The 24,445-nt window shown below is 66.3% G+C and carries 27 protein-coding genes; 14 read left to right on the top strand and 13 right to left on the bottom strand.

Annotation, left to right across the window (positions count from 1 at the left end):
* Positions 1-57: 57 nt before the first annotated feature.
* A complete protein-coding gene (locus IEV67_RS11350; protein WP_188436671.1) occupies positions 58-531 on the top strand; it encodes an Lrp/AsnC family transcriptional regulator in 474 nt (157 codons plus the stop codon).
* Here IEV67_RS11350 and IEV67_RS11355 read toward each other — a convergent pair.
* Positions 503-1,420 (bottom strand): alpha/beta fold hydrolase, encoded by a 918-nt coding sequence (locus IEV67_RS11355; protein ID WP_188436672.1) that lies wholly within the window; start codon positions 1,418-1,420, stop codon positions 503-505. The two genes, IEV67_RS11350 and IEV67_RS11355, sit on opposite strands and share 29 nt — an antisense overlap.
* 60 nt (positions 1,421-1,480) lie before the next feature.
* Here IEV67_RS11355 and IEV67_RS11360 point away from each other — a divergent pair, with 60 nt between their 5' ends.
* Complete coding sequence (locus tag IEV67_RS11360) at positions 1,481-2,191, top strand: exonuclease domain-containing protein (protein ID WP_188436673.1); 711 nt, start codon at positions 1,481-1,483, stop codon at positions 2,189-2,191.
* A 144-nt stretch (positions 2,192-2,335) separates the two neighbouring features.
* Here IEV67_RS11360 and IEV67_RS11365 read toward each other — a convergent pair whose 3' ends face one another.
* From IEV67_RS11365 to glgA, 3 genes are all read right to left on the bottom strand, one after another.
* Positions 2,336-2,590, bottom strand: coding sequence for a type B 50S ribosomal protein L31 (locus IEV67_RS11365; protein ID WP_188436674.1), 255 nt, complete (start codon positions 2,588-2,590; stop codon positions 2,336-2,338).
* 85 nt (positions 2,591-2,675) lie between these two features.
* A complete protein-coding gene (locus IEV67_RS11370) occupies positions 2,676-3,461 on the bottom strand; it encodes an ABC transporter ATP-binding protein (RefSeq protein WP_188436675.1) in 786 nt (261 codons plus the stop codon).
* 17 nt (positions 3,462-3,478) lie between these two features.
* A complete protein-coding gene (gene glgA / locus IEV67_RS11375) occupies positions 3,479-4,663 on the bottom strand; it encodes a glycogen synthase (protein ID WP_188436676.1) in 1,185 nt (394 codons plus the stop codon).
* A gap of 45 nt (positions 4,664-4,708) precedes the next feature.
* Here glgA and IEV67_RS11380 point away from each other — a divergent pair, with 45 nt between their 5' ends.
* The 3 genes from IEV67_RS11380 (at position 4,709) to IEV67_RS11390 (ending at position 7,419) form a co-directional block, all read left to right on the top strand.
* Positions 4,709-5,953, top strand: a complete 1,245-nt coding sequence (locus IEV67_RS11380; RefSeq protein WP_188436677.1) for a glucose-1-phosphate adenylyltransferase — start codon at positions 4,709-4,711, stop codon at positions 5,951-5,953.
* 22 nt (positions 5,954-5,975) lie between these two features.
* Positions 5,976-6,611, top strand: a complete 636-nt coding sequence (gene serB, locus IEV67_RS11385) for a phosphoserine phosphatase SerB (RefSeq protein WP_188436678.1) — start codon at positions 5,976-5,978, stop codon at positions 6,609-6,611.
* An 82-nt stretch (positions 6,612-6,693) separates the two neighbouring features.
* On the top strand, positions 6,694-7,419 hold the full coding sequence (locus tag IEV67_RS11390) for an alpha/beta fold hydrolase (protein ID WP_188436679.1): 726 nt from the start codon (positions 6,694-6,696) through the stop codon (positions 7,417-7,419).
* On the opposite strand, the gene IEV67_RS11395 is transcribed toward IEV67_RS11390, so the two are convergent.
* Positions 7,372-8,082 carry a beta-ketoacyl-ACP reductase gene (locus IEV67_RS11395; protein WP_188436680.1) on the bottom strand — a complete coding sequence of 237 codons (711 nt, stop codon included), beginning with the start codon at positions 8,080-8,082 and terminating at the stop codon, positions 7,372-7,374. The genes IEV67_RS11390 and IEV67_RS11395 overlap by 48 nt on opposite strands.
* 93 nt (positions 8,083-8,175) lie before the next feature.
* Between IEV67_RS11395 and IEV67_RS11400 the strand changes: the two genes are divergently transcribed.
* Genes IEV67_RS11400 through IEV67_RS11410 form a run of 3 tightly spaced genes read left to right on the top strand, consistent with a single transcriptional unit; the run spans position 8,176 to position 9,610 of the window.
* Positions 8,176-8,595 (top strand): DUF3099 domain-containing protein, encoded by a 420-nt coding sequence (locus IEV67_RS11400; RefSeq protein ID WP_188436681.1) that lies wholly within the window; start codon positions 8,176-8,178, stop codon positions 8,593-8,595.
* Complete coding sequence (locus IEV67_RS11405; protein WP_188436682.1) at positions 8,592-8,789, top strand: hypothetical protein; 198 nt, start codon at positions 8,592-8,594, stop codon at positions 8,787-8,789. The genes IEV67_RS11400 and IEV67_RS11405 overlap by 4 nt, the downstream gene beginning before the upstream one ends.
* Entirely contained in the window at positions 8,786-9,610 is an 825-nt protein-coding gene (locus IEV67_RS11410) for an SURF1 family cytochrome oxidase biogenesis protein (RefSeq protein ID WP_188436683.1), read from the top strand. Before IEV67_RS11405 ends, IEV67_RS11410 begins: the two co-directional genes overlap by 4 nt.
* Position 9,611: 1 nt before the next feature.
* On the opposite strand, the gene trmD is transcribed toward IEV67_RS11410, so the two are convergent.
* The 4 genes from trmD to rpsP are packed head-to-tail and all read right to left on the bottom strand — an operon-like array spanning position 9,612 to position 11,620.
* Positions 9,612-10,298, bottom strand: a complete 687-nt coding sequence (gene trmD, locus IEV67_RS11415) for a tRNA (guanosine(37)-N1)-methyltransferase TrmD (RefSeq protein ID WP_188436684.1) — start codon at positions 10,296-10,298, stop codon at positions 9,612-9,614.
* Between the two features lie 20 nt (positions 10,299-10,318).
* The gene (rimM, locus tag IEV67_RS11420) at positions 10,319-10,951 is read right to left on the bottom strand and encodes a ribosome maturation factor RimM (protein ID WP_188436685.1); all 633 of its coding nucleotides are present in this window, start codon (positions 10,949-10,951) and stop codon (positions 10,319-10,321) included.
* Position 10,952: 1 nt separating this feature from the next.
* The gene (locus IEV67_RS11425; protein ID WP_188436686.1) at positions 10,953-11,183 is read right to left on the bottom strand and encodes an RNA-binding protein; all 231 of its coding nucleotides are present in this window, start codon (positions 11,181-11,183) and stop codon (positions 10,953-10,955) included.
* A 5-nt stretch (positions 11,184-11,188) separates the two neighbouring features.
* Positions 11,189-11,620 (bottom strand): 30S ribosomal protein S16, encoded by a 432-nt coding sequence (gene rpsP / locus IEV67_RS11430; RefSeq protein ID WP_188436687.1) that lies wholly within the window; start codon positions 11,618-11,620, stop codon positions 11,189-11,191.
* Between the two features lie 202 nt (positions 11,621-11,822).
* Between rpsP and IEV67_RS11435 the strand changes: the two genes are divergently transcribed.
* The gene (locus IEV67_RS11435) at positions 11,823-12,974 is read left to right on the top strand and encodes a glutamate--cysteine ligase (protein ID WP_373284469.1); all 1,152 of its coding nucleotides are present in this window, start codon (positions 11,823-11,825) and stop codon (positions 12,972-12,974) included.
* A gap of 2 nt (positions 12,975-12,976) precedes the next feature.
* Here IEV67_RS11435 and glpK read toward each other — a convergent pair whose 3' ends face one another.
* Entirely contained in the window at positions 12,977-14,476 is a 1,500-nt protein-coding gene (gene glpK / locus IEV67_RS11440) for a glycerol kinase GlpK (RefSeq protein WP_188436689.1), read from the bottom strand.
* Between the two features lie 106 nt (positions 14,477-14,582).
* Positions 14,583-15,548: a sugar-binding transcriptional regulator gene (locus IEV67_RS11445; protein WP_188436690.1), complete on the bottom strand. Its 966-nt coding sequence runs from the start codon at positions 15,546-15,548 to the stop codon at positions 14,583-14,585.
* Positions 15,549-15,636: 88 nt separating this feature from the next.
* Here IEV67_RS11445 and IEV67_RS11450 point away from each other — a divergent pair, with 88 nt between their 5' ends.
* Positions 15,637-17,349, top strand: a complete 1,713-nt coding sequence (locus IEV67_RS11450) for a glycerol-3-phosphate dehydrogenase/oxidase (RefSeq protein WP_188436691.1) — start codon at positions 15,637-15,639, stop codon at positions 17,347-17,349.
* Between the two features lie 3 nt (positions 17,350-17,352).
* On the opposite strand, the gene ffh is transcribed toward IEV67_RS11450, so the two are convergent.
* Positions 17,353-18,903 carry a signal recognition particle protein gene (gene ffh / locus IEV67_RS11455; RefSeq protein WP_188436692.1) on the bottom strand — a complete coding sequence of 517 codons (1,551 nt, stop codon included), beginning with the start codon at positions 18,901-18,903 and terminating at the stop codon, positions 17,353-17,355.
* A 48-nt stretch (positions 18,904-18,951) separates the two neighbouring features.
* A complete protein-coding gene (locus tag IEV67_RS11460) occupies positions 18,952-19,539 on the bottom strand; it encodes a TetR/AcrR family transcriptional regulator (RefSeq protein WP_188436693.1) in 588 nt (195 codons plus the stop codon).
* 79 nt (positions 19,540-19,618) lie between these two features.
* Here IEV67_RS11460 and lipB point away from each other — a divergent pair, with 79 nt between their 5' ends.
* The 4 genes from lipB to IEV67_RS11480 are packed head-to-tail and all read left to right on the top strand — an operon-like array spanning position 19,619 to position 24,434.
* Positions 19,619-20,272: a lipoyl(octanoyl) transferase LipB gene (gene lipB, locus IEV67_RS11465; protein ID WP_188436694.1), complete on the top strand. Its 654-nt coding sequence runs from the start codon at positions 19,619-19,621 to the stop codon at positions 20,270-20,272.
* Entirely contained in the window at positions 20,269-21,261 is a 993-nt protein-coding gene (lipA, locus tag IEV67_RS11470) for a lipoyl synthase (protein ID WP_188436695.1), read from the top strand. Before lipB ends, lipA begins: the two co-directional genes overlap by 4 nt.
* A 57-nt stretch (positions 21,262-21,318) precedes the next feature.
* Positions 21,319-23,739: a hypothetical protein gene (locus tag IEV67_RS11475; RefSeq protein ID WP_188436696.1), complete on the top strand. Its 2,421-nt coding sequence runs from the start codon at positions 21,319-21,321 to the stop codon at positions 23,737-23,739.
* A complete protein-coding gene (locus IEV67_RS11480; protein WP_188436697.1) occupies positions 23,736-24,434 on the top strand; it encodes a GNAT family N-acetyltransferase in 699 nt (232 codons plus the stop codon). The genes IEV67_RS11475 and IEV67_RS11480 overlap by 4 nt, the downstream gene beginning before the upstream one ends.
* Positions 24,435-24,445: the final 11 nt, after the last annotated feature.

The raw sequence follows: 24,445 nt of genomic DNA on the forward strand, positions 1-24,445 counted from the left end.
AGCGTCCTGAGCATGTTGCCCAGTGCGCGCGCGCCGACCCTGCTAATGTTTGGCACTATGCCCGCTCTCGACCGCGTCGATCTCGAACTGCTCGCCGTCCTCGCCGAGGATCCGCGAACGACGATCGTCGCGCTCGCCGAGACGCTCGGGCTGTCCCGCAACACGATTCAGGCGCGGATGGCCAGGCTCGAGCAGACCGGAGTGTTCCTGTCCTATGAGCGCTCCTTCTCACCAGAGGTGCTCGGCTTCCCGTTGCAGGCGTTCGTCAGCATCGGACTGCGGCAGACGGAGCTCCCCCGCATCACGGCCGAGCTCGCACGCATCCCCGAGGTGCTGCAGGTGCACGGCCTCAGCGGCGCGATCGATCTGCTGGCGCGAGTCGCCTGCCGCGACGCACGTCACCTCTTCGATACGGACGCACGGATCCTGTCGATCGAAGGCGTCGAACGCACCGAGACGTCGCTCGCGATGGGCGAGGTGATACCGTTCCGCGTCGCCGGTCTCATCGGCCTCGCGCGACGGGAACCCTGAGGAAGCGACGGATCGCCCCGGCTGCTTCGGCCGGGGTCTCGTAGTGGACGAGATGGCCGACGTCGGCGATCTCCACGAGCTCTGCATCGGGGAACAGTGTCGCGAGATGGCGCTCGGCCTCGATGGGTGTGATGTCGTCCTTCTGCGCGGCGACCAGCAGCGTCGGCACCGGGATCTGCGGGGCGAAGGCGCGGACATCGTGAGAGACACTCGCGACAAAGGCGTCACGCAGCACATCGCGGTCGGAGAAGTCGGAGAAGTAGGTGTCGTGCTGGTCGTGGATGAAGCGCCGAAGCGACGCGTCCTTCGTCTTCGCCATCGTGATGCTCATGACGCGAACGATCAGGCGATTGCGCAGCAACGCGGTGCCGAGCCTTGATGGCAGCACTGCCCCGAGGTCGTAGTACCAGACGGCCAGGCGCGTCATCACGCCCTTGGGCCCTTCCAGGGCGGGTGCGCCGATGGGGTTGATCAGGATCAGTCTCGGTGTCTCGAGCCCGCCGGAGACCGCGGCGGATGCCACGATCGAGCCGAACGAATGGCCCAGGATGACGGCACCGGGCGCGACGGCAACGGAGAAGTCCCGGAGCCACTCGGCGTAGGCGGCGAGATCGTGCGTGCGGCCTGGGAGAGGCGGCGTCTCACCGAAACCGGGCAGATCGGGCGCGATCACCCGCGCCTCGGGGAGATACGCGAGCACGGGCTCCAGCCCATGATGCTCGCCGCGGAAGCCGTGCACCGCGATCACCGTGGTCGGGTCGCTCTCGGTCCCTGAGCCTGTCGAAGGGCCGTACACCCAGTACGCGGTCGTCGCGCCGAGCACCTCGACTTCGTGACGCTCGACCGGCAGGCGGCTCAGCCGGTCGGCATACGGCGAGGCAACGGTCATGGATCCAGTCTACGGGCGAGCCTGCACAGCATTGTCCGAACCCCTCCCTAGCGTGGGGTCATGGCAATCGATCTCGAACTCCCCGGCTGGCTCAGCCGCATCGGCGTCTTCGATCTCGAGACCACTGGCGTCGACGTCACCTCCGACCGCATCGTCACCGCGCACGTCGGCGTGCTCGACGCGAAAGGCCGCGAGATCGCTGCGCGCTCCTGGCTCGCCGATCCGGGCATCCCCATTCCCGAGGGCGCGGCAGCCGTGCACGGTATCAGCACCGAGCAGGCCCGACGAGACGGACGCGTCGCACGCGAGGTCGTCACCGAGGTCACAGCCTCGCTCCGCGCCCTCTTCGCCCAGGGCATGCCGGTGGTCGCCTACAACGCGTCCTATGACTTCTCACTGCTCACGCACGAGTGTCTGAGGCACGGCATCCCGACCCTCGAATCACCCGGCCCCATCATCGACCCGCATGTGATCGACAAGGCTGTCGATCGGTATCGCAAGGGCAAGCGCACACTCGAGGTCGTCGCAGAGCATTACGAGGTGCGGCTCGACGGGGCTCATGAGGCAGCCGCCGATGCGATTGCCGCCGGCCGCGTCGCCCAGGCGATCGCGCGAAGCTTCCCGCTCGCCGCCACGGCACAGGAACTGCACACGCAGCAGATCGGCTGGGCCCGCACGCAGGCCGAGAGCCTGACGGAGTACTTCATCCGGATAGGCCGACTCGACGCCGAAGACACACTCGACGGCACCTGGCCGGTGCGTCAGGTCTGAAACGCCGAGACCCCGGCTCGTTGTCGATACCCCATCTGAATGACGCCAGCATCCCGGGGTCTCGACATGAACCGGGGGTCTCAGCAACCCATCCGACGCACGAAAAAGGCCCCGCCGAAGCGGGGCCTTTCTTTGGGGCAGAAGTTACTTGCTGCCGCCGAAGCCCTTGAAGCGCTGGTTGAACTTCTCGACACGACCGGCCGAGTCCATGATGCGCTGCTTGCCCGTGTAGAACGGGTGCGAAGACGAGGAGATCTCGACGTCGATGACGGGGTACTCCACGCCGTCCAGTTCGATCTTCTTGTCGCTGGAGACGGTGGAACGGGTGAGGAACGTCTCGCCCGAGCCGAGGTCGCGGAACACGACGGCCTTGTAGACGGGGTGAATGTCAGTCTTCATTGCTGATTCCTTGGCTTGCGGATACGAATAGATAGAGAGTCAGAGGGTGCATGCGCACCAAGGGTCAAGTCTAGCAGATGTGCATTCAGGACGTGGCGCGCGCCGCGTACCTGCCGTCCTCTGCGCTGAGCGCGATCGGCATGCCGAAGGCCTCGGTCAGAGCATCCGCCGTCAAGGTCTCGGCGATCGGGCCCGCCGCGACGATGCCACCGTCGCGGATCAGCAGCACGTGCGTGAAGCCGATCGGGATCTCTTCGACGTGGTGTGTGACCATGACCATGGCCGGAGTCGTCGGGGATGATGCGTATCCACTGAGCAACCCGAGCAGTTCCTCTCGGGCGCCGAGGTCGAGCGATGCGGTCGGCTCGTCGAGCAGCAGCAGCTCCGGGTCGGTCATGACCGCCCGCGCGATCTGCACCCGCTTCTGCTCGCCGTCGCTGAGGGTTCCGAACGTGCGGTCGGCGAGGTGATCGAGCTTCCACTCCCCCAGCACTCGCACGGCGCGCCGCTCATCGATGTTCTCGTACTGCTCGTTCCAGCGGCCCGTCACCGAAAAGGCGGCGGTCAGGACGACGTTGAGCACGCTCTCGTCGCGGGGGATGCGCTTCGCCATCGCCGTCGAGGCGAACCCGATGCGAGGACGCAGCTCGAACACGTCGGTACGGCCGAGCGTCTCGCCCAGGACGGTCACTGTGCCGCCGGTCGGATGCATCAGCGTGTCAGCCAGCTGGAGCAGAGTCGTCTTACCCGCACCGTTCGGCCCGAGTACGACCCATCGTTGATCCTCCGCGACCTGCCAGGTCACATGATCGACGATGTTGCGCCCGTCACGGCGCACGACGACATCGGTGAAATCAAGAGCACTCGGCATGCTTCAAGCCTATCGGCTCAATCTGTCAGCTCCGCGTAGAGCGCCCGCGTGGTGTCGGCAATCGCACCCCAGCTGAACTCGCGGGCGGCGCGCTCGCGTCCGGCTTCTCCGTAAGCGGCGGCCTGCGCCGGATCCATCGCGACCTCGGTGAGTGTGCGCGCGAGATCGTCGACATAACGGTCGGGATCCACGGGCGTCCCCGTCCCGTCCGTCACCTGCTCGATCGGCACGAGACGGCCGGTGACGCGGTCATCGACGACCTCTGGGATGCCGCCCGTCGCCGTGCCGACAACAGCGGCGCCGCACGCCATCGCCTCAAGGTTCACGATCCCGAGCGGCTCGTACACGGACGGGCAGACGAAGGTGGTGGCGGCCGTGAGAATCGCGGAGAGCTCGTCTCGTGGCAGCATCCGCTCGATCCAGATGACGCCCTGGCGCGTCTGCTGCAGCAGGCGTACGCCCTCCTGCACCTCAGCCATGATCTCCTGGGTGTCCGGCGCACCCGCGCACAGCACCAACTGGACCTCCGGCGGCAGAACGGCTGCGGCACGCAGCAGATACGGCAATCCCTTCTGCCGGGTGATGCGCCCCACGAAGACGACGGACGGACGGTACGGATCCATGCCGATGCTCGCGAGGAATGCGTCATCCTGCACCGGACGCCACCGCTCCACATCGATTCCGTTGTGGATCACCCTGACTCGACTCGGATCCACCTCCGGATAGCTGCGCAGGATGTCGGCGCGCATCCCGGCCGATACCGCGACGATGGCCGCGGCGTTCTCATATGCCAGCTTCTCGATCCCGCTGGAGACGGCATAGCCGCCGCCGAGCTGTTCGGCCTTCCACGGTCGCAGCGGTTCCAGGCTGTGCGCGGTGAGCACGTGCGGGATCCCATGCAGCTGCGAAGCGATGTGTCCCGCGAAGTTCGCGTACCAGGTGTGGCTGTGCACGAGATCCGCACCGGCGATGTCGCCGACCATCGCCAGGTCGGTACCGAGTGTCTGAATCGCGGGGTTCGCACCGGCGAGTTCGATGGGTGTGCGGTACCCACGCGTGGCCGCCTCATCGCGGTCCGCGCCGAACGCGCGTACCTGGACATCGATGGTCAGACGCAGTGCGGCGACGAGTTCCGCGACGTGGACACCGGCTCCGCCGTAGATCTCCGGCGGGTATTCCTTGGTGATCATGTCAACGCGCATGTCTGAACGCTAGTACAGCGACGCGTTGGGATCTATGGTGGAGCCATGGCGGTCCCCAAGAAGGTTTTCGGCATCATCCTCGCCGGTGGTGAAGGCAAGCGGCTCATGCCCCTGACGGCCGATCGGGCGAAGCCTGCGGTGCCTTTCGGGGGCCAGTATCGGCTGATCGATTTCGCGATTTCCAACCTCATAAACTCGGGGCTTCGGCAGGTCGTCGTCCTGACGCAGTACAAGTCGCACAGCCTCGATCGGCACATCTCGCAGACCTGGCGGATGTCGGCACTGCTCGACTCGTACGTCACGTCCGTGCCCGCACAGCAGCGGCTCGGGAAGCGCTGGTTCTCCGGTTCCGCCGATGCGATTCTGCAGAGCCTCAATCTCATCAACGACGAGAAGCCCGACATCGTGGTGGTGATCGGCGCCGACCACGTGTATCGGATGGATTTCCGCCAGATGGTCAAGGCGCACATCGCCTCCGGCGCGAAGGCCACGGTCGCCGGCATCCGGCAGCCCCTCGCACTCGCGAACCAGTTCGGCGTGATCGATGCGGATCCGGACGGATCAGGTCGCATCCGTGCATTCCTCGAGAAACCGACGGATATCGAGGGCCTCGCGGACTCGCCGCACGAAGTACTCGCCTCGATGGGCAACTACATCTTCGACACCGACGCACTCGTCGAGGCGGTCGAGACGGATGGCGAACTCGCGACGTCGGCGCACGACATGGGCGGCGACATCATCCCGTACTTCGTCGATCGCGGCGAGGCCGGCTACTACGACATGAAGCAGAATGACGTACCAGGTTCTTCACCGCGCGATCGTGCGTATTGGCGTGATGTCGGCACGATCGATTCGTTCTTCGACGCGCACATGGACCTGATCTCCACGCTTCCCGTGTTCAACCTGTACAACACGCTGTGGCCCATTCGCACGCAGAGTGTGAACGCGCCGCCGGCGAAGTTCGTGCGGGATGCGGTCGGACGGATCGGCAATGCGATCGACTCCATCGTGTCGCTGGGGTCCGTACTCTCCGGCACCCACCTCGAGCGCAGCGTGGTCGGTCCAGGAACTCTCGCCGGAGGTGGCTCGACGATCACCGATTCCGTGCTGTTCGACCACGTGCACGTCGGTCAGGGTGCCCGGATCCATCGGGCCGTTCTCGACAAGAACGTCGTCCTGCTCGATGGCGCCACTGTTGGCGTCGACCGCGAGCGCGACATCGAACGCGGATTCACCGTGACCGAGTCCGGCATCACGGTGGTGGGCAAGGGCGTGCAGATCGAACGCTGACCGGCGCGCTACCCTCGATCGTGTGACCTCCGCGCGTTTCCTCGTCGTCCTCGATGCCGATTCCACCCTCATCCGCAATGAGGTGATCGAACTCCTCGCCGATGAAGCCGGCCGACGCGAAGAGGTGCAGCGGGCGACCGAGGCAGCCATGCGCGGAGAAGTCGACTTCGCGACGAGCCTGCGATCGCGGGTCAAGGAACTCCAGGGCGTGCCGACCGCGGCGTATGAACGGGTGCGGGCGCGCGTCGAGCCGACGCAGGGTGTGCGCGATCTGACCGCGGCCGTTCACGAACGCGGCGGCGTGGTCGGCGTCGTGTCCGGCGGATTCCACGAGATCCTCGACCACATCGCTCCTGCACTGGGCGTCGATCGCTGGCGCGCCAATCGTCTCGACGTCGCGGACGGGATGCTGACCGGATTCGTCGACGGCGAGATCGTGGATGCCGCGGCGAAGGCTCACGCGCTCACCGAATGGGCGGCCGAACTCGAAGTGCCCCTGCACGCCACGATCGCGATCGGCGACGGGGCGAACGATCTTCAGATGATGTCGGTCGCCGGCCTCGGCCTCGCGTTCAACGCCAAGCCCGCCGTCCGCGATGCGGCGAGCATGGTGATCGGACCGCAGGATCTCAGCGCCGTCATCCCGCTGCTTCCCTGATCAGTTGACGCCGACCACGTCCCGACGGTCGCATCGACGCGGACTTCTGGCGAATGTCCGGGCCCCGGCGTAGCGTCATCGCATGGACATCATCCTCGTACCAGGTCTTTGGCTCGATGCGTCGTCGTGGGACGACGTCGTCCCCGCTCTGGAGGCGGCAGGCAACCGTCCGCTGCCGATGACTCTCCCTGGCGTGGGCGAACCGGCTGAGCGGTCGGCCGAATTAGGCATGTCCGACTGGGTCGATGCGGTCGTTGACAAGATCGACGCCGCGGACGGCCCTGTCGTGCTCGTCGGACACAGCGGCGGAGGAAACGTGGTCTGGGGCGCGGCAGATGCGCGTTCCGATCGCGTCGCACGTGTCGTCTTCGTCGATACCGTGCCTCCGCCCCCAGACTCCGCCATCTCGGAGTTCGATCTCGTCGACGGCGTGGTTCCGTTTCCCGGGTGGGACTTCTTCCCTGACGAGGATGTGTCCGATCTCGATGGGCACACCCGTGCCCGCACCCTTCCGCTGACGCGGTCGGTGCCCGCGCGTGTGCCCACTGAACCCGTGAAGCTGACGGGCGACCGGCGCAGAGTGCCGGTGACCATGCTGATGGGCTGGATGGACCAGCAGCAGATGGAGGCCGAACTCGACCAGTGGGGCGCGTACGCCGACGAGTATCGCGCGATCGACGACGTGACGGTGAAGAAGATCGGCTCTGGCCACTGGCCGCAGTTCTCCGTGCCCGATCGACTCGCGGCGCTGATCAACGAGTCAGTGGCCCATCCCGAGCCCGCCGTCGACGGGGATGACCGCACCTGAGATGTAGGCCGCGTCATCACCGGCGAGCCAGGTCACCACGCCGGCGACCTCGTCCGGCGTGGCGAAGCGGCCGGCCGGGATGTTCGCCTTGTACTGCTTCTGCGTGTCCTCGGGGAGCTCGGCGGTCATGTCGGTCTCGATGAACCCCGGTGCGACGACGTTCGCCGTGATGCCTCGGGCGCCGAGCTCACGGGTCAGCGAACGAGCGAACCCGACCAGACCGCTCTTCGATGCGGAGTAGTTCACCTGTCCGGCTGAGCCGTACAGTCCCACGACGCTCGAGATCAGGATGACACGTCCGAATCGCGCACGCAGCATCCCCTTCGACGCGCGCTTGACGACGCGGAACGCGCCGCCGAGGTTCGTCGCGACGACGCTGTCGAAATCGTCCTCGCTCATGCGCATGAGCAGTGTGTCCTTGGTGATCCCGGCGTTGGCGACAACGACCTCCACCGGACCGAGCTTCTCCTCGACCTCGGTGAATGCTGCGTCGATGGACGCAGCATCCGTCACATCGGCACGGACGGTGAGCGCGCCTTCCGGACCTTCACCGCTACGAGCGGTGACAGCGACACGATAGCCGTCGCGGATGAAGCGTTCGGCGATCGAGCGGCCGATGCCGCGGTTGCCTCCGGTGACGAGGACGACACGTTCTGAATTCATGATCTTTCACTCCCACTGGTGCTCGGTCGAGGCCCGAGCAATCCTATCGGGGCGACGAACGCATGACCCCACGCGGCGTAGGCTTGAAGTACCGTGAACCGCTCCCGTCATGCCCCCGCCGTGACCTCCCTGCCGCAGTCCCCGCAGGACGAGGCCACCGGTCGCGTGCGTCGTTATGTGCTCACGATGGTGATCCGGATGGCGTGTTTCGCGCTGACGATCTTCGTGACCCCGTACGGCTGGTACACCTGGGTCTTCGCGATCGCGACAGCAGTGCTGCCGTACATCGCCGTCGTCTTCGCGAACGCCATCAGCCCCACTGCGAGCCCGGCTCCTGAATCCGCGACGCAGGAGCTGTCGGCGACGGTGCGCACCGCACCCGCCGAGCCGACGGATGCGAACACGATCACCATTCATGAGACGCCACACGGTGAGAACACCCACGAAGAGAAGCCTGATGACGACAGGGCGAACCGCGTGAAGAACCACGATGACAGGAGCGGCGAGGCGTGACGGACGAGTTCGAGTGCTCTCGCGCAGCGTGCCGCGCACTGGCCACCCACCACGTCGTGTGGCGCAACCCGCGCATCCACTCCGTCGACCGCGAGAAGGTCTGGCTGGCGTGCGACGAGCATGTCGACTTCCTGCGTGATTACCTGGCCGCGCGGGACTTCCCGGTGACGGTCCGGGAAGGACTGCCCGCATGAGCAATCGTCTCGTGCGCTGGGGTGTCTACGTCCTCATCGCGATCGCATTCGCCGTGGCCTGCGCTTTTCTCTCGAACTGGCAGTTCGATCGAAATGAGAGTCGGGCAGCACAGCTCGATCTCGTCGAGCGCAACTATGACGCCGCGCCGATCCCTCTCTCTGAGGCGATCGCCGCCGACGGCTCTCTCGACGCCGAAGACGAATGGCATCCGGTGAAGCTCGAGGGCGAGTATCTCTCCGATCAGCAGGTCCTCGTACGCAATCGCCCGCACGGCGGGACGAGCGCATTCGAGGTGCTCGTCCCCTTCCAGGACGTGGACGGGCGCGTGTTCGTCGTCGACCGCGGCTGGGTGCCGCCCGGTGAGCAGGCCACCCCCGACGTCATTGCCGCGGCTCCGACCGGCACGGTCGAGGTCATCGTACGGCTTCGACCAGGCGAGCCGCTGCCGACATCGGGACGCAGCGCCCCAGAGGGACAGGTGCCGACGATCCACCTGCCGAGCATCGCGGCGACGACCACGGGCGACGTCATCACAAGCGCGTACGGTCTGCTTGTGAGTGAGGATCCAGAACCTGACACGGCTCTCGGCGCATTCGACTCTCCCACCGAGGACCCTGGACCTCATCTGTCGTATGCGATCCAGTGGATCCTGTTCGCCCTGATGGGATTCATCTTCATCGGGTACATGATCCGCACAGAGATCCAGAAACACCGCGAAGAGGTCGAAGGCCGACCCACGCCGACCAGGAAGCCCCGGCGCCGTGACCATGACGCGGATGCCGAGGATGAGCTGCTCGACGACGTCGACGCCCGCGTCTGACTCAGTCCTTCAGCAGGTCCGGACGCCGGCTCTCGGTGCGTGCCAGCTGCTGCTCGCGACGCCATGCCGCGATCGCCGCATGATTTCCGCTGAGCAGTACGCCCGGCACAGCACGGTCGCGCCAGGTCGAAGGTTTCGTGTATGACGGATACTCCAGCAGGCCGTCCTCATGCGATTCCTCGACCAGGCTGTCAGGATTCCCGACGACGCCGGGGATGAGGCGTCCGACCGCCTCGATCATCGCCATCGCGGCGACCTCACCGCCATTGAGCACGTAATCGCCGAGGCTGACGAGGCGCACCTCGCCCAGCGAGGCCGCGTACTCGAAGACGCGCTCGTCGATGCCTTCGTACCGCCCGCAGCCGATGATCAGGTGCTCGCGTTCGGAGAGCTCACGCGCAGTCGTCTGATGGAACACTTCGCCGGCAGGCGAAGGGAAGATGATGGTCGGACGGTCAGAGCCCGCGGCGAGGTCGTCGAGCGCCAGCGCCCACGGCTCGGGCTTCATGACCATGCCTGCTCCCCCGCCGTACGGGGTGTCATCGACCGTTCGGTGACGGTCGCTGGTCCAGTCACGCAGATCATGGATGCGCAGATCCAGGATGCCGCTCTCGCGTGCCTTGCCCAGCAGCGACAGCGTCAGTCCGTCGAAGTAGGACGGGAAGATGGAGACGACGTCTATCCGCATGCGCTGATCGTAGCGATCGATCAATCGACGGCCGAGTCGCCCTCAGCGGCCGGCGTCGACTCATCGCCATTGGTCGACGAGTCGGTCGCGGCATCCGGAAGCTCTTCGAACAGCCCGGCGGGAGGCGTGACGATGACGCGCCCAGCGGCCACGTCGACTGCCGGGACGATGGCCTTGACGAACGGGACCATGACGTCGCCGTCCGCACCGGTGCCCGTCGGGCGGACGATCAGGAGATCCTGCGCAGGCATGTGCTCGACGCGAGCGACCTTGCCGATGACGATCTCATCGCGGACAACATCGAGTCCGACGAGCTGGTGGTCGTACCAGGCGTCATCCTCCACCTCGTCGGCATCCTGATCGATCCACAGGATGGCCCGCACGAGACCTTCGGCGCCTTCGCGGTCGTCGATGTCGTCGAAGAACACGACGGGGTTGCCGTTCATGACCCGGTACTCACGGACCTTGACACTCTTGCCGTGCCACGGAGATGCCTCGGGCACCTGCAACGTGAACTCGGCACCCGTGACGAAACGACGCTCGGGGTTGTCGGTGTACAGCTCCAGCTTGAGCGCGCCCTTGAGGCCGTGAGCCTTGACGAGACGCCCGACGCGCAGCTGGTTCTTGCCCTGGTTTCTGTCTTTCGACACCACGTCAGTCGTCCGCGACGTCGACGCGAACGCGACGCCCGTCCGCCAGAGCGGTGATGAGCGTACGCAGTGCCTTTGCGGTGCGGCCGCCGCGCCCGATCACGCGCCCCCGGTCGTCGGGGTGCACGCGCACCTCGAGCAGGTCGCCCCTCGGCGACGTGGAGGCGTTGATCTGAACATCGTCAGGGTGATCGACGATCCCCTTGACGATGTGTTCGAGCGCGGCGGCGAGCACGGCGATTACTCGGCGTCTGCTGCGGGAGCCTCTGCGGCCTCCGCGTCGGCAGCGGCGGGAGCCTCCTCAGCGGGAGCCTCCTTCTTCTCCGCCTTCGGCTTGACGACAGACTTCTTGGCACCGTCGATCTCGAACGGCACCTTGGGAGCCTTGACCTGAACGGTCGAGACTGCATCCTTGTCGCCCTTGAACTTGCCCCAGTCGCCCGTGAGCTTGAGCAGAGCAGCGACCTGCTCGGACGGCTGTGCGCCGACCGACAGCCAGTACTGTGCACGCTCGGAGTCGACCTCGATGAACGAGGGCTGCTCGGTGGGGTGGTACTTGCCGATCTCCTCGATCACTCGACCGTCGCGCTTGGTGCGCGAGTCGGCGACGACGATGCGGTAGTAAGGCGCGCGGATCTTGCCCATGCGCTTGAGACGAATCTTGACAGCCACGATTCTCCTGAATTGTGTGGAAGGAAACGAACCGGTCGCCTGGAGAGTGGGGTGCACACCCGGCGGAAGCTCAAATGAGTGGACGCATTCTGGATAGAGGGTCGAGAACGTCGTCCGACCCTCTATTCTGCCAGATTCGGAGGCGAGTAGCGAAACGAGGCGACATGCGGTCATCCGTGTCGCGGACTGTGCGTGTCAGACTGTGCACGTGACGCAAGAATTCACCGATTCCCCTCGGTCCACGGTCGGTCTCGAATGGGAGATCATGCTCGCCGATCCGGAAACCGGAGATCTTGTCGGTCGTGCGCCCGAGCTGCTGGCCGCGCTGGAGGATGAAAGCGCGCCAGAGCGCCACACGGTCACCGGCGAACTCCTCACGAACACGATCGAGGTCACCAGCGGGATCGGCGAATCGGTGGCCCATGCCATCGGCGACATCGGCAACGCGATCACCGCGGTGCGGGCGGCCACGGATCCGGCCGGCATCGAACTGCTCTCAGCCGGCAGCCATCCCTTCGCGCAGTGGTTCGACCAGCGCGTCACCGACAAGACGCGGTACCACGACCTCATCGAGCGCACCCAGTGGTGGGGCCGCAACATGATGATCTGGGGCATCCATGTCCACATCGGCGTCGAGGACCGCGACAAGGTCTTCCCCATCATCAACGCACTGACCGCGTATCTGCCGCATCTTCAGTCGCTCTCGGCATCGAGTCCGTTCTGGGCCGGTGAACGAACCGGCTACGCATCCAACCGTGCTCTGGTGTTCCAGCAGCTTCCCACTGCCGGGTTGCCATGGGCGCTGCACTCCTGGGAAGAGTTCGAGGGCTATCTCGATGACATGGTCCGCACCGGTGTGATGGCGGACGCCACGGAGGTGCGCTGGGACATCCGTCCCGCTCCTCGATGGGGCACGATCGAGGTGCGCGCCTGCGACGGGCTGTCCACGCTCGCCGAGCTCGCCTCGGTCGCAGCGCTCGTGCAGGTGCTCGTCGAGCATCTGTCACGGATGCTGGATGCCGGCGAGACGCTGCCCACGATGCCCTCCTGGTTCCACCGCGAGAACAAGTGGAGGGCGGCGCGCTACGGACTGGACGCCCGATTGATCGTGGACGGCGCCGGCACGCAGCGGCAGGTTCGCGAGCACCTCGCGGAGACGGTGTCCGCGCTCGCTCCGATCGCGGTGGATCTCGGGTGCGAAGCCGAGTTCGCCGGGGTCAGCACGATCCTCGAGGGCGGTGCGAGCTACGAGCGTCAGCTGGCGGTCGCCGATTCGACCGATTCCGACCTCGGTGAGGTCGTGCAGCATCTCATCCGCGAGTTCCGCTCCGGCCCCGGCGCGCCAGTGATCTGAGGTCAGTCCTCGTCGACCCAGTCGAACGTGCGCGTGACGGCCTTGCGCCACCGTGCGAGGCGGCGCTCGCGCTCGGCGTCATCGATCTGCGGTTCCCAGCGCTCGTCCTCGTGCCACATCGCGCGAAGTTCGTCGAGATCGGCCCAGACTCCGACGGCGAGCCCCGCCGCATACGCTGCGCCGAGTGCTGTCGTCTCGATGATTGCCGGGCGCACGACGGGAACGCCGAGCACGTCAGCCTGGAACTGCATCAGCGAGTCGTTGCCGACCATTCCGCCGTCGACCCGCAGCTCCTCCAACGACACGTTCGTGTCGGCGATGACGGCATCCAGCACCTCACGCGTCTGGAAGGCGACCGCCTCCAGCGCGGCGCGGGCGATATGGCCCTTGTTCGCGAAGCGCGTGAGTCCGAGGATCGCGCCGCGCGCGTCGGGTCGCCAGTACGGCGCGAAAAGCCCCGAGAACGCCGGAACGATGTACACGCCTCCGTTGTCCTCCACAGAGAGCGCGAGTTCTTCCACATCAGCCGAGTCCTTGATGAGGCCCAGGTTGTCGCGCAGCCATTGGACCAATGACCCTGTGACGGCGATCGATCCCTCCAGCGCGTACTTCGGCGACTCATCGCCCAGGCGATACGCGACCGTGGTCACCAGCCCGTTCTCGCTGTCGACGATATCCTCGCCGGTGTTCACGATGAGGAAGTTGCCCGTGCCGTAGGTGTTCTTGGACTCACCGCGCTCGAACGCGACCTGGCCGAATGTGGCAGCCTGCTGGTCTCCGAGGATTCCCGCGATCGGGATGCCGTCGAGCGAAGTGCCGACCGCCTTCCCGTACACCTCCGACGAAGAGAGGATCGTGGGCAGCATGGCGCGAGGAACCCCGAACGCCTTCAGGAGCGCGTCGTCCCAGTCGAGCGTGCGCAGGTCCATCAGCAGCGTGCGGCTGGCGTTCGTGACGTCAGTGGCGTGTACTCCCCCGTCGACACCGCCCGTGAGATTCCACAGCACCCACGTGTCGGGAGTGCCGAACAGCAGATCTCCGTTCTCTGCCCGTTCGCGCGCGCCGTCGACATTGTCGAGGATCCAGGCGATCTTGGACGCCGAGAAGTATGTGGCGAGCGGCAGTCCGGTGATATCCGCGAAGCGGCGAACACCACCGTCGGCCGCCAGCGTATCGATGAGCGCCTGTGTGCGGGTGTCCTGCCAGACGATCGCGTTGTAGACGGGCTCGCCGGTCAGGCGATCCCACACCACGGCCGTCTCTCGCTGATTGGTGATGCCGATCGCCGCCACGTCGGATGCCTCCAGACGGGCATTCTGCACGGCGACATCGATGACCGCCCGGGTGTTCGTCCAGATCTCTGCCGCGTCGTGCTCGACCCAGCCTGCCTGAGGGAAGATCTGCTCGTGCTCGCGCTGGCCCGAGGCGACGATGGCTCCTCGCTCGTCGAAGACGATGGCTCGTGTGCTCGTGGTGCCCTGGTCTACGGCGACGATGTGCATAGGTGTTCTCTCCAGCCGGTGACGGCGTTGTCTGCTCTGGGATTCAGCCTAGAAGAAGTCGGCCCAGTGACTCAGCCGCCCTGCACGAACGTGCAGCATCCGTTCGTCACGAGTCGACGAGCTGCTCGGCGAGATGCTCGTCGAGAACGAGGTCGGTGATCAGACGCGTGGCGATCGCCCCTCGCAGGGTCGGCAGCTTCTGCACGCCGGTGACGACGCAGATGCGCCTGGACGCCCTCGACAGCACGGAGAAGGCGGGACCGGTCGCCCTGTTGTTCAACTCGATGTCCTTCCAGCTGCCATCGGATCGGTAGAACACCGTGGCCATGTCGCCGACGACCTTCTCCTCCCGCAGGCTGCGGTAGTCGTCCCGATCGAGATAGCCGCCGATGTAGACACGGCTCGGCACCTCGGCGAAGGGCGAACCGAGCCCGAACAGGATGACGTCGGCCCGCGCCTGCAGGTCGAGCACACGCCTGGTGCTGCGCTCGCGCCACATCGCCTCCTTCGTACGCGGGTCGTCGAAGAACGCCGGGACGGGGAACTGCTGGATGCCGGCGCCGAACGCCTGCCCGAAACGATGCAGGATCTCGCTGGCGTAGTCGACCCCGCTCGTGAAGGTGTTGCCTGCGCCGTTGAGCTGGACGACGGTGGAATTGTGCGTCTCCTTCTTCGGCAGGTGCCTGCTGATGGCGTCCAGCGTGGATCCCCAGGCGATGCCGAGGGTCATGTTCGAATCGAAGTAGAGCGGCAGCAGACGTGCCGCACTCATCGCGACACGTTCGAAACGCTCGACGTCGGAGAGGTTCTTCGGCGTCGGCACGACGTGCGCCGCGATGCCGAACCGCTCGCGGATGGCCTCCTCCAGGCGCAGCTCCTGTCCCTGCGGCTGGTGGATCTGGATCTCCACGAGCCCGGTGGCACGCGCATGGCTGAGCAGGCGGGAGACGGACGAGCGTGACGTCGCGAGCTCACGGGCGATCGCGTCCATCGTCATGTCCTGCAAGTAGTACATCTGGGCCGCGCGCAGCGCGGTCCCCGCCCGGGGATCGCTCAGGGATGATTCGCTCATCGATTCTCCTTGCACGTTCGTGCATCTCGCTTGCGCAGTTGTGCCGGCCGAATCAGGATATACCGTGTAGGCCCAGCAAGGAGAGACGATGAGCACTGCGAACACCGCCCTGGTCGAACGAGAGAGTGTACGCCTCGCGCGGGAGAGCGGCCGGACCGGCGTCGTGATCATCGGCGCCGGAATCAATGGAATCTCGACCTTCCGTGATCTGGCGATGCAGGGCATCGATGTACTCCTCGTCGATCGAGAGGACTTCGCCTCCGGCGCGACCGCCGCGTCCAGCCACATGATCCATGGCGGCATCCGCTATCTCGAGAACGGCGAGTTCCGGCTCGTGAAGGAGTCGGTGCAGGAACGCAACGGTCTGCTGAAGATCGCGCCGCACTATGTCAAGCCGCTCGAGACGACGATCCCGATCTACTCGACCTTCTCTGGAGTGTTCGCCGCCCCGCTCCGCTTCCTCACGCACAAGCAGGGCAAGCCACAGGAACGCGGCGCGTTCCTCATCAAGATCGGGCTGATGCTGTACGACACGTTCTCCCGTGACGGCGGCAGCGTTCCCCGTCACCGTTTCGTCGGCCGCAAGAAGTCGCTGCAGCAGCTACCGAAGCTCGACAGGGAGATCAAGTACACCGCGACGTACTACGACGCTTCCGTCCACGACCCCGAACGTCTCGCGCTCGATGTGCTGCGCGACGGTGAGGCCGCTCATTCGGGCGCACGCGCGCTCAACTATGTCGAGGCCATCGGACTGGACGACGGGGGCGTGCACCTGCGCGACCGCGAGACCGGCATCGACTTCCACATCGCCGCCGATGTCATCGTGAATGCCTCTGGCCCGTGGACAGACCTCACGAACGAGGCGCTCGGCACCGATACGGCGTTCATGGGAGGCACCAAGGGTTCGCACATCGTGCTCGATCATCCAGAGCTGCTCGACGCGACCGGCGGCCGGGAGATCTTCTTCGAGCACTCCGACGGCCGCATCGTCCTCATCTACCCGCTGAAGGGCCGAGTACTCGTCGGCACGACCGACCTCGAGGCCGACCCCAGGCAGCCTGCCCGCTGCACGGAAGAGGAAGTCGACTACTTCTTCGACCTGATCGGTCACGTGTTCCCCACGATCGCCGTCGACCGTTCTCAGATCGTGTACCGGTACTCCGGCATCCGCCCGTTGCCGCACCATGACGACACCGCTCCCGGCTTCGTCTCGCGCGACTATCGGATCGAACGGCGCGAGAAGGACGGCTCCCCCACCGTGTTCAGCCTCGTCGGCGGAAAGTGGACGACGTTCCGTGCTCTGGGCGAGAACCTCGCCGATCACGTGCTCACCGAGCTCGGACGCCAGCGCGTGGCGAGCACGGTCGGGGTGCGCATCGGCGGCGGCAACGGATATCCGCGCACACCACGGCGCCGCATGGAGTGGCTGCGCCAGAACGTCGGTGACACCGAACGCGGTCGCACACTCTTCGTCCGTTACGGCACGCGGGCCGCAGAGGTCGCAGCCTTCATCGACGACGGGGATGACACGCAGATCGTCGGAGATGCGCTGTCGACCCGCGAACTCGCATGGATGGTCGAGCGCGAGCAGGTCCGCCACGTCGCAGACGTCATCTTCCGACGCACGAGTCTCGCCTTCACCGGCGATGCGGATGCCGCGGCCGTGCAGGCGATCGCAGAGGCGCTCGCACCACTGCTCGGCTGGGATGCCGCACGGATCGAGTCCGAGATCGAGGACATGTCGACCCAGCTGCGCGACGCGCACGGCGTGGACATCGACGTCTCCGTGACCTCCGCCTGAGCGTCAGTTCTTGCCGAACAGCTTCTGGATCTCAGCCATGTCGGCTTCGGTCGGCGCCTTCTGACCACCGAGGCCGAAGCCAGAGCCTGTCGCAGGTCCGGAGGGAAGGCCGGCGTTCTCCGCGGCCCGCTTCGCCGGGTTGCCCGAACGCGACGCGCCCTGCGACTTGCCCTTCTTGCCGCGTTTCGACGATGCGCCTGGCCGCCCCATGCCGGGCATCGCGCCCATGCCTGGAATGTTCGGGGTGCCGCCGCGTGCGACGGTCTTCATCATCTTCGCGGCCTGATCGAAGCGCTGCACGAGCTGGTTCACGTCGGTCACGGTCATGCCGGAGCCCTTGGCGATGCGCACGCGGCGTGAGCCGTTGAGGACCTTGGGGTTCTGCCGCTCCCCTGGCGTCATCGACCGGATGATCGCTTCGGTGCGATCGATCTCCTTCTCGTCGAAGTCCTCCAGCTGCTGCTTCATCTGACCCATACCCGGGAGCATCCCGAGCATCTTCTTCATCGACCCCATCTTCTTCATCTGCTGAAGCTGGCCGAGGAAGTCCTCAAGCGTGAACTGATCGGTCGCGAACTTCTCGGCGACCTTCTGCGCCTCTTCCTCATCGAAGGCCTGCTGGGCCTGCTCGATGAGCGTGAGGATGTCACCGAGGTCGAGGATTCGGCTCGCCATGCGGTCTGGGTAGAACGGCTCGAGGTCGTCGAGACCCTCACCCGTCGAGGCGAAGATGATCGGGCGGCCTGTGACGGACGCCACTGACAGCGCAGCGCCACCGCGCGCGTCGCCGTCGAGCTTGGAGAGGACGACGCCGGTGAAGTCGACGCCCTCCTGGAAGGCCTTCGCCGTGTTGACGGCATCCTGGCCGATCATGGCGTCGATGACGAACAGCACCTCATCGGGGTTCGTCGCCTTGCGGATGTCGGATGCCTGCTTCATGAGCTCGGCGTCGACGCCGAGGCGGCCCGCCGTGTCGATGATGACGACGTCGTGCTGCTGACGGCGGGCGTGCTCGACGCCGTCGCGCGAGACCTTGACGGGGTCGCCGACGCCGTTGCCCGGCTCGGGCGCATAGATGGTGGCGCCGGCCTGCTCGGCGACGACCTGCAACTGGTTCACGGCATTCGGACGCTGCAGGTCGGCGGCGACGAGGAGCGGCGTATGGCCGTCCTTCTCGAGCTGCTTGGCCAGTTTCCCGGCGAAGGTCGTCTTACCGGATCCCTGCAGACCTGCGAGCATGATCACGGTCGGCGGGGTCTTCGCGAATTCGAGACGACGCTGCGCACCGCCGAGGATCTGCACGAGCTCCTCATTGACGATCTGCACGACCTGCTGGGCGGGGTTCAGAGCCTTGCTGACCTCGTCGCCGAGAGCGCGTTCGCGCACCTTCGCAGTGAAGTCCTTGACGACGACGAGCGCGACGTCGGCATCCAGCAGTGCGCGACGGATCTCGCGCACCGTGCCGTCGACGTCGGCCGCACTGAGCTTTCCCTTCGTACGAAGGTTGCGGAATGTCTCGGTGAGCCGATCGGAGAGCGTGCCAAAGGTAGCCATGGTGCTCTCGATTCTACGCGAGCGGATGCGGACGATGCGGTCGCGGTGTCAGGCACGCCACGGGAGATCGTGGATGCTCGCCAGAGCCTCTGTGAAAAGGGCCTCGGGCGAGCCATGACCGGCGCCCGCCTCGGCCCAGACGCGCAGAGACGACAGCACGGCGGCCGCGTGAGCGGCACCGAGGATGTCGGCACGGATCGCACCGATGCCGCTTCGTCGTGCAGCATCCGCGATTCCTGCGGCGAGGCGGGCGTGGCGCAGACCGGTGTCGCGGACCAGTTCATCCTTGAGCCCCATCGCCGTCGCGTTGCGCAGTGCGAGGGCCAACGGGTCGGGCGCGAAATCGTGGACGACGGTCAACACGATGCCGCGCACGGCGGCGGCATCAGCATCCGTCCCCAGCGCGCCAACCGCGCCGATGGCCCGGTCGATCCTGGCATCGAGGCCGGACCAGAGCACGTCGCTCTTCGAGGAGAAGTAGTTGAAGAAGCTGGAGCGGCTCACCCCGGCGCGTCGTGTGATGTCCGCCACCGATGTCGAATCGTAGCCCTGTTCGAGGAACAACTCGCAGGCCGCCTCGGCGAGCACCTCACGCGATGAGGCGCGAGGGCGTCCGGCGCGGGGTTCGATCGTCATCCACTTACCGTACCGCGCGTGCGTTCGCGACCAGAAGGAGTATTGTTAGACGGCATCCAACAATAGGTGAAAGGCGAACATGCTCGACATCCTCACTGCCGGTCTCGCGCCGACATACGTCCCGTACCTCGACGGCTGGGAGCTGCAGCGCAGCACCCATCGTGACGTCGTCGACGCCGTGCGTCCCGACACGCTGATTCTTCTGGAGCACGAGGCCGTGTACACCGCCGGCAAGCGCACCGAGCCGCAGGAGCGTCCGCAGGACGGCACCCCTGTGGTCGATGTCGACCGTGGGGGCAAGATCACCTGGCACGGACCTGGCCAGCTCGTCGGCTACCCGATCGTGCGACTGCCGGAGCCCATGGACGTCGTCGCGCACGTGCGTCGCCTCGAACGACTGCTGATCGACATCCTCCGCCCGTTCGGAGTCGACGGATACCAGGTCGAAGGGCGAAGCGGCGTGTGGGTGCGTCGTCCGCTCTCCGAGGACAAGGTGGCGGCGATCGGCGTGCGCGTGCAGCAGGGCGTCACGATGCACGGCTTCGCGATCAACTGCGACAACACTCTCGCCGGGTTCCGCGGCATCATCCCGTGCGGCATCACGGATGCCGGGGTCACGACGGTCAGCGAGGTGGTCGGGCGCGATGTATCCCCCGTCGACATCGTGGGCGCCGTCGCGGAGGCCTTCGTCAGTGACTATTCGGATGCCGAGTACGAAGGAGTTCCCGCATGAGCGCGGCAGCACCAGAAGGACGCAAGCTCCTCCGGCTGGAGATCCGCAACGCGGAGACGCCGATCGAGCGCAAGCCGGAGTGGATCAAGACCAAGGCGAAGATGGGGCCGGAGTACACCGCACTGCACTCGCTCGTCAAGGAGGAGGGTCTGCACACCGTCTGTCAGGAAGCCGGCTGCCCGAACATCTTCGAGTGCTGGGAGGATCGGGAGGCCACGTTCCTCATCGGCGGTTCGCAGTGCACCAGGCGCTGCGACTTCTGCCAGATCGACACCGGCAAGCCGGCCGACTACGACACCGACGAGCCGCGCCGCGTCGCCGAGAGCGTCACCCGCATGGGATTGCGCTACGCAACGGTCACGAGTGTCGCCAGGGATGATCTTCCCGACACCGGCGCCTGGCTGAATGCCGAGACGGTCCGCCGAATCCACGCGGAGAACCCGAACACCGGGGTCGAGCTGCTCGCCAACGACCACAACGGCGATCCCGAGTTCCTCGGTCAGATCTTCGCCGCACGTCCTGAGGTGTTCGCGCACAACGTCGAGACGGTGCCGCGCATCTTCAAGCGCATCCGGCCCGCCTTCCGCTACGAACGCTCGCTGGGAGTGCTCACCCAGGCTCGGGATGCCGGTCTCATCACGAAGTCGAACCTGATCCTCGGCATGGGTGAAACACCGGAAGAGGTCGTGCAGGCCCTGCAGGATCTGCACGACGCGGGCTGCGACATCATCACAATCACTCAGTACCTTCGCCCGACTCCCCGTCACCTGCCGGTCGACCGCTGGGTGAAGCCCGCCGAGTTCGTCGAATTCAGGGAAGAGGCTGAGCGGATCGGCTTCCTCGGAGTTCTCGCCGGTCCCCTCGTGCGTTCGTCGTACCGTGCGGGTCGCCTGTGGGCGCAGTCCATGCTCTCGAAGGGACGCGAGATCCCGCCGCACCTGTCACACATCGCCGACAGCGCAGACCTCGGCTTCGCGCAGGCCGTGTGAAAACCCTCGCTTGCTCTCGCCGCGACCCCTACACTGGTCGGCATCGAGAGGAGCCTCGTGGACCGCGACGACCCGACGTCGCCGGCGTCAGTCTTCGCATCCGTCGACGTCGACGCAGATGCGTCCCGGCAGTGGATCGCCGACGGCCTCACGCGGCAGGCCGAGCTCGGCGAACGCTTCGCGCTGAGCCCCCAGCAGCGCGCTGATCTCACCCAGCTGCTGAGCGGCACCTGGTGGGAGGCCATCTTCGAGCAGGACGGCGACGCCCAGGAAGAATCGCGTGCACTCCTCGAACGCGCACTCCCACCGGCCGTGCGCGCCGCCGACCGCCTGCCGTCCGGCGGACTCGTCCTCGCCCTGTATCTGCGCAACCTCGTCAACAGCGCGTGGGCGCTGACCTGGGATCACGAGACTCTCGCCGTCGCCATCCGCATCTCCTGCGATGCTGCGACGACGGCGCGCAAGCGCCGCGCCGATCCGCTGAGCACGTTGGGCTGGCGGCTTCTGGAGTTCCTGCTTCTGGAGTTCCGCGTCGAGTCCGCATTGCTGGCAGGCCGCCTGGACATCGTCGCGCGGTCGGCGGAGGACGCAGTGGATGCCGCGGCCACCCTCGTCACCGCCATGGACGACCTCGACTCACCCGAAGACGCGCATGCCGCGACCGGAATGGCCGTGCTCGCGGCAGAAGCATCCAACGAACTCGTCTACTACCGGGTCGTGCTCGACGGCGCGCGCCTGGCTCAGCGGATGCTGGAGGCATACGTACCGGGCGCCATGGCAGAGCTCGAACGCCTACGCTCGCTCGTCGCCAGCACCCCGTTCAACCCCGTCGACGCCAGCGAACTGCGTGGCCATCTGACGGCGATCGGGACGGTCTGCGCCTCTCAAGACCGCGACCGCCTGCACATCGACGAAGGGCGCGTGCGCTTCGTGTACCCGTTCGGCGTGCGCGGGCACCATCATCAGACGCATCTCGAGCTCACCGACGCACTCGTTCTCGCAGCTCAGCGGCGTCTGACCGGCGGCGGAACACTCGGCGGCGTGCCTGTCGCCGGCATACGTCGGCGCCTCGATCTCAGCGACGTCTGGCAGGGCACCGACACCTTCGGTCGCGGGTACCGGGGTGCGACGATCGAACTCGGCGACATCCGCGTCGAGCATGTCGGCGCGGAGGGCTCGGGGCAGATCATCCGCACGCGCGTCCAGCTCTCGCACCTGGGCAACAACGCGATCATCTTCGAGGTCGACCTCGCAGGCTCGGCCGCGCACCGGGTCGCCGAGACCGTGCACCTCGCCACTCCGTCGTTCGGGGATCTCCGCGAGATCCCCGAACTGATGCGGATGTACAGCGACCAAGGCGACCTGGCCGGACTCCCCCAGCTCGTCGACGACCTTCTCGACGACATCGGCTCGCTCGATCCCGAGGCGACGATCGCGGCACGTGAAGGATCATTCGGCGTGATCACCAGCGTGCTCGCAGCATCGCGGGTCCACGGACGCACGAGGACTGCGCTCACCGCCGCTGGAGAACTCCTCGATCTGTGGGGGAATCAGCCGCTGATCCATCCCCTCCCCAGTGGCGCTGCCAGCATCGCCGACTGGACGATGTACGACCTCGATGGCATCCATACCTGGTCGCTGCTGCATCTGAACAGCGAGATCCTCGCCTCGAATAGCAACGTCTCGCTTCTCGCGAGTCTCGGCTCTCCGGACTTCGCCGTCGCAGACATCGAGAGCTTCCTCGAGTTCGCGCACAGCATGCACGGCATGTACCAGGGGTGGCAGGACGCGATCCGATCGTTCGCCGAACAGATCGCACGGCTGCTGCGCGACGCCGAACTGCTGCTCGCCGGAGCCGAGCCGGCATCCGGCCAGGATCGCGCGACGACCATCGCCGAGCTCGATGAACTCGTGAACCGAGTGGAGCGCACCGAACTCGCGCTTCAGTCGTTCGTGCAGTCCAATGAGGCGATCATGCTGTTCATCGAGTCGCCGACCATCGTGACCTCTCCACCGTTGCGCGTCGACCTCGATACCGTCCTGACCTCGAACGGCTACCCGCGGCTCCGTGACGGATTCACGCGGGCGGTGAGGGACGTTCTCGGCACCCGACTGCAGCCGCTGCTGGAAGTCGTGCATCGGCGCATGGAGCAGTCTTTCGCAGCCGAACAGGCGATACTGGCCCAGAAGCAGCGGGAGCACGAGGCGGCGCTCGAGGAACGCCGCGAGGCCAGAGACCGGCGCAATTCGCGCCTGCTGGAGCTGCTGGGTGCCGTGTTCGCGGTGGTCGGCTTCGCAGGCCTCGCATCGGTGCTCCAGGCGGGGCATCCGGAGTGGGGCGCCGTCGAGGCGTGGATCCTGTTCGCCTCGGTCCTCGTTCTGGCCGGACTCACCGGGGTCGTCCTCGCAGCTGTCACACGTGCTGATCGTCGTGAGCGCAATCGACGCCGCAGCCGACACGAGAATGCACCCGGATGAGCGTGCGCGTCGAGTCGGCATCAGACATGGGCCCGCTCGAGAGGGCCTATGTCGAGATCCTGGCACCGAGCTTCCCAGCCTCCGAGCTCACCCCGCGTTCCGCCTTCCTCGCGCAGGCGCGCTCCGGCGAGCTCGTCGCGCTCGTCGCCTGGATCGACGACGTGCCGTGCGGGGTGATCGTCGGCGAACGCGCCGGATCGACCATGCTCATCGCCTGGCTCGCCGTGCGCGCGGATCTGCGCGGTCGCGGCGTCGGATCGGCGCTTCTCGACGCGGGGAAGGAGGAGTGGATGCGTTCGCCGGACGTCGAGCTCGTTCTCGCCGAGTTGGAGCGACCCGACATGCACGTCGCCGACGAGGCGTTCGGCGACCCGCGCAGGCGCATCCGCTTCTACGCGGGTCACGGAGCGGCAGCCCTGGACCTCCCGTACTACCAGCCGTCGATCACGGAGGGAATGCCGCGCGTGCGCGGCCTGATCCTCGCGCTCGTGGCCTCCCGCACGACAGCGGCGACGACGGCGACGCCCCGGATGCTCGAAGCCGTCGAGGCCGCAGCCGTGCGGAGCTACCTGCTGGAGACGTTCGGTTCCCCCGCGGACGCGGATGCCGAGACCGCACGCATCCACACGGCGGCCGGGGCCCAGGAGGGTATCCGTCTGGTCGCTCTGGACGACTACCGGGAGATTCCGGTCTGAGCTTCGCTGAG

The organism is Microbacterium murale, assembly GCF_014635185.1.
Taxonomy (GTDB): domain Bacteria; phylum Actinomycetota; class Actinomycetes; order Actinomycetales; family Microbacteriaceae; genus Microbacterium; species Microbacterium murale.

What these genes read in the sequence shown, in the direction of transcription:
- IEV67_RS11445 (WP_188436690.1), bottom strand. Translation starts at nt 15,548, where the DNA reads ATGAGCGAATCATCCCTGAGCGATCCCCGGGCGGGGACCGCGCTGCGC.
- glgA (WP_188436676.1), bottom strand. Translation starts at nt 4,663, where the DNA reads ATGCGCGTTGACATGATCACCAAGGAATACCCGCCGGAGATCTACGGC.
- lipB (WP_188436694.1), top strand. Translation starts at nt 19,619, where the DNA reads ATGCTCGACATCCTCACTGCCGGTCTCGCGCCGACATACGTCCCGTAC.
- IEV67_RS11410 (WP_188436683.1), top strand. Translation starts at nt 8,786, where the DNA reads ATGAGCAATCGTCTCGTGCGCTGGGGTGTCTACGTCCTCATCGCGATC.
- IEV67_RS11450 (WP_188436691.1), top strand. Translation starts at nt 15,637, where the DNA reads ATGAGCACTGCGAACACCGCCCTGGTCGAACGAGAGAGTGTACGCCTC.
- ffh (WP_188436692.1), bottom strand. Translation starts at nt 18,903, where the DNA reads ATGGCTACCTTTGGCACGCTCTCCGATCGGCTCACCGAGACATTCCGC.
- IEV67_RS11480 (WP_188436697.1), top strand. Translation starts at nt 23,736, where the DNA reads ATGAGCGTGCGCGTCGAGTCGGCATCAGACATGGGCCCGCTCGAGAGG.
- IEV67_RS11370 (WP_188436675.1), bottom strand. Translation starts at nt 3,461, where the DNA reads ATGCCGAGTGCTCTTGATTTCACCGATGTCGTCGTGCGCCGTGACGGG.
- IEV67_RS11350 (WP_188436671.1), top strand. Translation starts at nt 58, where the DNA reads ATGCCCGCTCTCGACCGCGTCGATCTCGAACTGCTCGCCGTCCTCGCC.
- lipA (WP_188436695.1), top strand. Translation starts at nt 20,269, where the DNA reads ATGAGCGCGGCAGCACCAGAAGGACGCAAGCTCCTCCGGCTGGAGATC.
- IEV67_RS11380 (WP_188436677.1), top strand. Translation starts at nt 4,709, where the DNA reads ATGGCGGTCCCCAAGAAGGTTTTCGGCATCATCCTCGCCGGTGGTGAA.
- glpK (WP_188436689.1), bottom strand. Translation starts at nt 14,476, where the DNA reads ATGCACATCGTCGCCGTAGACCAGGGCACCACGAGCACACGAGCCATC.
- trmD (WP_188436684.1), bottom strand. Translation starts at nt 10,298, where the DNA reads ATGCGGATAGACGTCGTCTCCATCTTCCCGTCCTACTTCGACGGACTG.
- IEV67_RS11355 (WP_188436672.1), bottom strand. Translation starts at nt 1,420, where the DNA reads ATGACCGTTGCCTCGCCGTATGCCGACCGGCTGAGCCGCCTGCCGGTC.
- IEV67_RS11460 (WP_188436693.1), bottom strand. Translation starts at nt 19,539, where the DNA reads ATGACGATCGAACCCCGCGCCGGACGCCCTCGCGCCTCATCGCGTGAG.
- IEV67_RS11360 (WP_188436673.1), top strand. Translation starts at nt 1,481, where the DNA reads ATGGCAATCGATCTCGAACTCCCCGGCTGGCTCAGCCGCATCGGCGTC.
- IEV67_RS11365 (WP_188436674.1), bottom strand. Translation starts at nt 2,590, where the DNA reads ATGAAGACTGACATTCACCCCGTCTACAAGGCCGTCGTGTTCCGCGAC.
- IEV67_RS11390 (WP_188436679.1), top strand. Translation starts at nt 6,694, where the DNA reads ATGGACATCATCCTCGTACCAGGTCTTTGGCTCGATGCGTCGTCGTGG.
- IEV67_RS11395 (WP_188436680.1), bottom strand. Translation starts at nt 8,082, where the DNA reads ATGAATTCAGAACGTGTCGTCCTCGTCACCGGAGGCAACCGCGGCATC.